Origin of the sequence: Pseudooceanicola lipolyticus (assembly GCF_002786325.1) — a bacterium.
Lineage (GTDB): Bacteria > Pseudomonadota > Alphaproteobacteria > Rhodobacterales > Rhodobacteraceae > Pseudooceanicola_C > Pseudooceanicola_C lipolyticus.
In genome coordinates this window covers 1-675 of the sequence record NZ_PGTB01000410.1, presented here as the reverse complement: position 1 = coordinate 675, position 675 = coordinate 1, and the positions used below count along the sequence as shown (strand labels likewise).

Below are 675 nucleotides of genomic sequence, written 5' to 3'. Positions count from 1 at the left end.
AGCTGGGCGCTGATCGCAACCGCGCCCTCGGCCAGTTCCGCGCCTGACGGCAGCGTCGGGTCGCCCGCGCCGGTGGGGATCAGCAGCGCCGCGCGCATCCGCCGCCCCTCGGTGGCGCGGACATTGATATAGTCGAACTGCGCGCGGATCTTCGGCGTCATGAAGGCGATCTCGGGCCAGTCGCGCAGCGGTGCGATCTCGGCCTCGGACAGGGTGGCATTGCCCGCGGTGTCGATCTGCAGGTTGGCCGGGTTGGCCAGCATCTCGCCGATCAGCGCCTGGTAGACGCCGTTCTTGACCCCGAACAGCACCAGCAGCGGCACCAGGATGCCGACCATCACCGCGACATTACACAGCAGGAAGAAGCGGTCGCGCAGCAGGTCGCGCCAGGCCAGCTGTACGATCAGCATGGCACCACCGTCTGCAGCCGGCTGACCGCCTCGCCGGCGCCGTGGCGGCCCGGCACCAGCGCGCGGCGGGCAATGCCAAAGCGCTCCATGCGCGGGATGTCGTGCGAGGACAGGATCAGCCCCGCACCCTCGGCCCTTGCGGTTTCCAGCAGCAACGCCAGCACCGCGTCGGCGGTTTCGGGATCCAGCGCAGCGGTGGGTTCGTCGGCAATCACGAAGGCCGGCCGATGCGCCAGGGCGCGGGCGATGGCGGCGCGCTGGCGCT

2 pseudogenes are annotated in these 675 nt (G+C 70.7%); both read right to left on the bottom strand.

What is annotated here, in order from left to right:
• Positions 1 to 410: pseudogene (locus CVM52_RS26305) on the bottom strand (ABC transporter permease); the annotation flags it as partial.
• A pseudogene (locus tag CVM52_RS26300) lies at positions 404 to 675 on the bottom strand (ABC transporter); the annotation flags it as partial. The pseudogenes CVM52_RS26300 and CVM52_RS26305, both read right to left, overlap by 7 nt.